We start from the raw sequence: 6,559 nt of genomic DNA, 5'->3' as shown, positions 1-6,559 counted from the left end.
CCCCCCCCCCCCCCCCCCCCCCCCCCCCCCCCCCCCCCCCCCCCCCCCCCCCCCCCCCCCCCCCCCCCCCCCCCGGGCCCCCCCCCCCCCCCCCCCCCCCCCCCCCCCCCCCCGGTGCTGCACCCCCGCGCCCCCGTGCGCCCGGGGGTCAGTGCTCGCGCGGGGCGGGCACCACGCGCTCGACCTCCGGCTGCACCGTCAGGAGTTGGCGCATGGCGCTCTCGGCGGCCGTAGCGTCACCGGCGGCGAGGGCCTCGACCATCCGCGCGTGGTGCGCCACGCACGTCTCGCTGGGGCGGTCGCAGGAGGTGACGGGGCTGCCCGAGACCTGGAGGGCGGCCGAGACGATCCCCGACAGGTGCTCCAGCATGCGGTTGCCGGCGACCTGGATCAGCAGGGCGTGGAACTCGTTGTCGGCGCGGGCGAAGGTGATCGCGTCACCCTGCCCGAGGGCGTGGCCCATGATCTCGACCATGTCGGAGAGGCGCTGCTGGACGTCCGGGCGGCCGTGACCGGCTGCGAGGCGGGCGGCCAGGGGCTCGATGGTCCAGCGGAGCTCGTTGAGCTCGCGGCGCTGATCGTCGCGCTGGGGCCCGAAGGCGCGCCATTCGATGATGTCGGGGTCGAGGAGGTTCCAGTCGGCGACCGGACGGACCCGGGTGCCCACGTTGGGGCGGGCGCTGACGAGGCCCTTGGCCTCCAGGACCCGCAGTGACTCGCGGACGACGGTGCGGGAGACCTCGAAGCGCTGGCCGATCTCCTCGGGGACCAGCGGCCGGTCCGCGCCGAGATCGCCGGAGACGATCATCTGGCCGAGCTGCTGGACGAGTTGGCCGTGCAGCCCGCGGCCGCGGCTGCCGGCCGCGCGGCGGCCGACGCGGCTCAACTCGACGTCGGCGCCGTCCCAGTGCGGCGGGCCGACCCGGTCGGTGCCGGAGGCCTCCGCATAGGGGTAGCGGTCGAGTTCGCCCGGGCCGGCGAGGCCGGTGTCGGCATGGCGGGCGGCGGTCATCATGGTGTGCGCAAGGGTACTCACGAATCCTTTGTCGGCCGTGCCTCCACCACCCTTGAGGTCTTTGGTGAAAAGCACACGAAAGGGTGATCGGTGCCACCTACGCAATTGACGACTTATCGTAAAGAACCGGGCGTTTTGCGGGGAGTTGCGGTCTGCTTCGCCTGATGGGGCGCGAAGCGGACTTCTCCGGTCTCGCCGGGGACGCCTACCGCACCGGAACGATCACCAACGGACCCGACCGCGCAGTCCTGTGAACCCATAGGCGCACAACAGGACCATCAACGACAACGCCAGCGCGGCCCCGACGGGTTGGGCCATCACCCGGAAGGCCCCCAGCACGTAGGGGTCGACGCCCGCCGGCCACGGCGCCGAGGCCAGGCCGCGCAGCCGGCCGGCGAACCCGGTCGCCGGATACGCGGAGGGCCCCTCCAGCACCTTGCGCACCAGCGGTACCACCATCACCGGGACGGCGAGCACGGCGGCCAGTCCGGCCGAGGCGAAACGGAACACCGCGGAGGCGAGCACCCCGGCCCAGGCGCAGCCGGCCAGCAACCCCACCCAACTCGCGGCGGGCGCGGCCCACTCCGCCCAGGTGCCCAGCGGGGCGCGGCCGAAGACGAGCCGGAGGGCGGCGGCGTCCGCGGCGGCGGCGAGGGCACCGAGCAGCAGGGCCAGGGCGCCGCAGACGCCGAGCTTGGCGGTGAGCAGGCCGAGGCGGCGCGGGACGGTGCCCCGGTCGGCGGCGAGGGCGGGGTAGCGGTACTCCTCACCGAAGGCGAGGGCGCCGAGCAGTCCCGCCCCGAGGGCGGCGGGGGGCAGCGGGACCAGATCCGGCCAGGCCGCGAGCACCCGGTCGCGGGGGGTGTGGCCGGCCCGGGCGAGGACCAGCGCGGTGAGCACGGAGACGGCGACAACAAGGGCGGCGGTGAGGAAGGGCGTGGCCGTGCCGAAGACGCGGCGCAGTTCGTAGCGCAGGGGACGCAGCGGCCCGCCCACACGGCGCACCTCCGAGACGGGGGGCACGGAGCGGGCGTGCGGGGGGCGCGCACCGGGCCCGGGACGGCCCTCGGCCTGCGGGCCGGCACCGGGGGCGGGCCAGGACACGGCCGGGGAGGACGGCTCGGCGCGGAGTCCCGCACCGGCGGCGGGGGCGGAGCGCGGGTCCTGGCGGTGGTCGGAGGGCACGGGGACGGCGGTGTCGGGGCCGCCGGCGGCGCCCGCCCCGGCCCGGACCGGGGCCGCGGCCTCGATCCGGACCTCTGCCTTGACCGTGCCGCCGGCCCCGGTGCGGGCCTGCGGTACGGGAGGGACGGGGGCTCCGGAGTCACCGGTCTCGTCGGCGAGCTGGTGGACCAGGACGCCGTGCCGGAACGCCGCCTCGCCGACTTCGGCGCAGTTGCTGCCGTACACCGAGAGCCGGCTGCCGCTCTCCTCGACGATCTCCACGGTGCGCTGCGCGGCCCGGGCCTCGCGGCCCAGTACGTCGGCGAGCCGGGCGGCGTGCGGGGTGCGCACGGCGACGCGCGGGCGCAGCCGGGTGCGGGCGAAATCCGCGGCTTCCTGGTCGGCGACGAGGCGGCCGGAGGCGATGGAGACGACCCGGTCCGCGCTGCGGGCGGCCTCCTTCGCGTCGGCGGTGGTGAACAGCACGGCCCCGCCGAGGGAGGCGTGGCCGCGCAGGAGGCCGTGCAGCCAGGCGCGCTCGCGGGGCTGGAGACCCGCGGCCGGCTCGTCGAGGAGAAGGGTGCAGGGGTCGGCGAGCAGGGCTGCGGCGAGCCCGACGCGGCGGTCCATGCCGGCCGAGAGCGAGCCGAGCCGCTGGTCGCGCAGGCCGGCGATGCCGACGACCTCCATCATGGTGTCCGCCCGGGAGGCCGGGACGCCGGCGGCGGCACACAGCATGCGCAGCTGGCCCCGGACCGTCCTCGCAGGATGCCCGGGGACATCGCCGAGCAGCACGCCGACCTCACGGCCGGGATGGGGAATCCGGTGCAGCGGGCGGCCGCGGAAGTACGTGATGCCGCGGCCCGGTTCGAGTTCGAGCATCAGCCGCAGGGCGGTGGTCTTGCCCGAACCCGGCTCTCCGAGCAGGGCGGTCACGGCCCCGGGGCGGGCCTCGAAGGTGAGGTCCTCCACGAGGGGCGGCAGATCTCGGCGGGGTGTGCTGGTGAGTCCGATGGCCTGGAGCATCGCTTCTCTCGCAGGGTGTGGGACCGCTCGGCGGCAGGGTGGGTACCGCATGCAAGATAACGCGATATGTCCGATTTTCTTTGCAGCCGCTCCGGGACGCGGCGGCTCTTGCCGCCGTCCGGGGCGTCACGGCCCGCGGCCGCGTGACCGGCCCCGCCGCTCGGGTTCGGGCCCCCGGCGGGGACGGCGTCTGCGACGGCGGGTCAGACCTCCGGTCGCAGCATCGGCGGGTTGAGCAGGGTCGCCCCGCCGGCCCTGAACAGCTGTGCGGGCCTGCCGCCCTGACGGGTGGTCGTCCCGCCGGCGGGCACCAGGAACCCGGGGGTCCCGGTGACCTTGCGGTGGAAGTTGCGCGGGTCGAGCGCCACGCCCCACACGGCCTCGTACACCCGGCGCAGCTCGCCGACGGTGAACTCGGGCGGACAGAAGGCGGTGGCCAGCGAGGAGTACTCGATCTTCGAGCGGGCCCGCTCGACGCCGTCGGCCAGGATCCGCGCGTGGTCGAAGGCCAGAACCGTGGCGCTCCGGTCGGAACCCTCCAGGAGTTCGTCGACGGGGGCCCAGCGGGCGCTGTTCGCGTCGCCGCCCGCGCGTGGTGCGGGGAGGTCGGGGGCGAGCACCAGGTGTGCCACGCTGACCACCCGCATCCGGGGATCGCGCTGCGGATCCCCGTAGGTGGCGAGCTGTTCGAGGTGGGCGCCGTTGTCCACGCCGGGAGCGGACGGGTCGTGCGCGCACAGCCCGGTCTCCTCGGCGAGCTCCCTGGCCGCGGCCGCGCCGAGGTCCTCGTCCCCGCGGACGAAGCCGCCGGGCAGCGCCCAGCGCCCCTGGAACGGCTGCTCTCCCCGTCGTACGACCAGCGCGCAGAGCGCGTGGCGTCGCACGGTGAGCACGACCAGGTCGACGGTGACGGCGAAGGGCGGGAAGGCCGACGGGTCGTAGGGAGACATGCCGCGATCATAGTCGTCTGCCTGACGATAAACAGCGCTTTCGTGATCCCGAGGACGGTGATCTGGAACCCAGTCCGCACCCTCGCGCCCAGGCGGGCCCGCCGTCCGGGACGTCCCTCACCCTCCCAGTTGGAGCCCATCGGCGGCCTCCTCCACCATGCCGACGCCGAGACGGCTGATCCGGACGGTGAACGGCTCTCCCGCCACGCGCAGCCCCGCCAGGCGCAGGGCTCCGAGGGGGGCGCCCGCGCGGGGGGTCACGGCGACCGTCGAGGCCGGGGCATCCGGGCGGATGCCCGCGAGGGCGGTCAGGGCGTGGATCCCCGCGGCGGCGGCCACCGCCGCCGGGCGGCAGGCCGCCGGGTGCGGGAGCGGGGCGCTGCCCGCGGTGCGCTGCTCGGCGGCGTACATCTCCGGCAGCCGATAGCCGAAGGCCTCCGCCGCGTCCAGCAGGCCCCGCAGCAGCCCCGCGGCCTCCTTGTCGTGGCCTGCCTGGGCCAGTCCGGCCACCGCGACGGCGCTCTCGTGGGCCCGGACGGCGCCCGAGCGGTGGCCGAAGGGGTTGTGTCCCGGTTCCCGGGCCGCCATGCTCCGCAGCCCCCATCCGGAATCCATCGAGGGGGCGCCGAGCAGCCGGGCGAGCTGTTCGGTGCGGACGCGGTCCAGCAGGCCGGGGGCGAGACGCCCGCCGCCCAGCAGGCCGGTGTCCAGCAGGTGCGCCGCCGCCCCCGTGAGCCGGGCCAGCGGGCGGCCGTCGGGATGCAGGGCCGCGGCGGGGCGGCCCCCGTCCGGCCCGTCGATCCAGAACCGGTCCCGGAACCTCTCGCGCAGGGCGGCCGCCCATTCCCGCCACTCCGCGGCTCCGGCCCGCCCGCACCCGTCGAGCAGGTCGGCGCCGAGCAGCGCGGCCCGGTGAGCGTGGGCCTGGGTCTCGCAGCGCCGCGGTCCCGGATCGGGGTCGGCGAGGAACCCGTCTTCCCCGAGCGCCCCCCGCAGCCAGTCGAGGCAACGCTCGGCGGCCGGCAGGAGCCGGGCCACCTCCTCCTCGGGCAGACCCCACCGGCGGGCCTCGGCGAGCACCGCCGGGAAGCCGAGGGTGGCCTCGGTACCGGTGCAGCCGGGCGGCAGCTGCGGTCCGGCGGCGCGCAGCGGTCCGGGGATCTTTCCGCCCCCGGGGCCCCGCCCGGCGGTCTGGGAGCGGGCCAGGGTCCACAGCGTGGCGGCGGCGAGCCCGGTGCCGAGGGGCAGTGCCATCCGTGCGGCCCAGAGCGACTCCGCCGGGGCCAGTCCGAGCCGCCAGGGCACTCCCGCCGCGGCGAAGGCGTCACCGGGCTCGGCGGGGTCCCGCAGGAGCAGTGCGCCCAGATCGTCGATGCTGGTCCGCAGCCAGGCCTCGGCCCTGGGGTCGTCGCCCTCGGCGCGGGCCCCGGCGAGCGGGTTCGCGACCTGCCCCGCGGGGGCCCGCGCGATGCGGTCCCGGCTGGTCCTCAGCTCGATGGTGCGGGACTCCCCCGGGCCGAGTTCGAACTCCCAGCGCAGCAGCCCTGCGGTGGCGAGGGCGTCGTCGGGGGCCGGTTCGGCGGTGGTGACGGCCAGGGCCTCCTCCGTGCTCCAGCGCAGCCCCGCGGCGTGCACCCCGGCGGCGAGCTCGGGCCCGGCACGGCCGGCCGCCACCGCGGCCAGCTCCGCCAGGTCCGTGCCCAGCGACACCTCCACGGGCAGGCGCAGCGGCCGGGCGGCGAAGCTGCGCACGGTGATGCGCTCGGTGCCGTCCGCGTGCCGGATCCGCTCGACACCGAGGTCGGGGTCGGGGCCCGGCTCGACTCCGGTACGGACGGTGGCGGTGAAGGCGGCGCGGTCCGCGCCGAGGCTGCGCCCCTGGACGGAGACCGGGTCCCGCCCCGCGACGCGCAGCACGCAGCGGGACAGCAGCCGCCGACCGGACCGGTAGATCCCCTCGATGCCCTGTCCGGTCAGCTGGCCGTGCTCGGGTGAGATGACCAGGCCGGGCGCGGAGACGCAGATGAGGGCCCCGTGCACCGGCGGCAGCTCCGCCCGCCGTCCGCCACCTGCCGCTGGCGGCGGGCCTCCGGGCCCGCCGGGTCCCAGCGGCGGTCTCCCCACCGCTCCCTCGGCCGCCCTTCTTGGGGCCGGTCCGGCGCTCGTGGGCCCGGGGGCGGCCGTCGCCGGACCGGCCCCGGGGGCTCGTCCGGCTTCCTCCGGCCGCTCCTGCGGGCTCCCCGCCGGATATCCCGGCGGACGCGCGCCGGGAACGCCTCCGGTCCCGGGTGGGGGGTCCGACGTGGGGCGGGAGGGCGGAAGGGTTCCGGGCGGGCCGGTGTCGGGTGCGTGGGGAGCCATGGGTCGCCTTGTCTGCGCTCCGGCCGGTGCGGCTGGGCGGCGG

4 protein-coding genes are annotated in these 6,559 nt (G+C 77.1%); all 4 read right to left on the bottom strand.

Annotation, left to right across the window (positions count from 1 at the left end; all coding sequences use genetic code 11):
- Positions 1 to 148: 148 nt before the first annotated feature.
- The 4 genes from WDV06_RS25880 to WDV06_RS25865 all read right to left on the bottom strand — a co-directional run bounded on the left by WDV06_RS25880 (position 149) and on the right by WDV06_RS25865 (position 6,516).
- Positions 149 to 1,090: a FadR/GntR family transcriptional regulator gene (locus WDV06_RS25880; protein WP_395512179.1), complete on the bottom strand. Its 942-nt coding sequence runs from the start codon at positions 1,088 to 1,090 to the stop codon at positions 149 to 151.
- A gap of 147 nt (positions 1,091 to 1,237) precedes the next feature.
- Positions 1,238 to 3,205 carry an ATP-binding cassette domain-containing protein gene (locus WDV06_RS25875; protein ID WP_395512178.1) on the bottom strand — a complete coding sequence of 656 codons (1,968 nt, stop codon included), beginning with the start codon at positions 3,203 to 3,205 and terminating at the stop codon, positions 1,238 to 1,240.
- A gap of 203 nt (positions 3,206 to 3,408) precedes the next feature.
- A complete protein-coding gene (locus WDV06_RS25870) occupies positions 3,409 to 4,155 on the bottom strand; it encodes an NUDIX hydrolase (RefSeq protein WP_395512177.1) in 747 nt (248 codons plus the stop codon).
- 117 nt (positions 4,156 to 4,272) lie between these two features.
- Positions 4,273 to 6,516, bottom strand: a complete 2,244-nt coding sequence (locus tag WDV06_RS25865; protein WP_463668228.1) for a glycogen debranching N-terminal domain-containing protein — start codon at positions 6,514 to 6,516, stop codon at positions 4,273 to 4,275.
- Between the last annotated feature and the right edge of the window lie 43 nt (positions 6,517 to 6,559).

Origin of the sequence: Streptomyces racemochromogenes (assembly GCF_044129415.1) — a bacterium.
Taxonomy (GTDB): domain Bacteria; phylum Actinomycetota; class Actinomycetes; order Streptomycetales; family Streptomycetaceae; genus Streptomyces; species Streptomyces racemochromogenes_A.
Note: the sequence above shows the minus strand (reverse complement) of the source record. Positions and strands in the feature narration are given on the sequence as shown.

What these genes read in the sequence shown, in the direction of transcription:
- WDV06_RS25875 (WP_395512178.1), bottom strand. Translation starts at nt 3,205, where the DNA reads ATGCTCCAGGCCATCGGACTCACCAGCACACCCCGCCGAGATCTGCCG.
- WDV06_RS25870 (WP_395512177.1), bottom strand. Translation starts at nt 4,155, where the DNA reads ATGTCTCCCTACGACCCGTCGGCCTTCCCGCCCTTCGCCGTCACCGTC.
- WDV06_RS25865 (WP_463668228.1), bottom strand. Translation starts at nt 6,516, where the DNA reads ATGGCTCCCCACGCACCCGACACCGGCCCGCCCGGAACCCTTCCGCCC.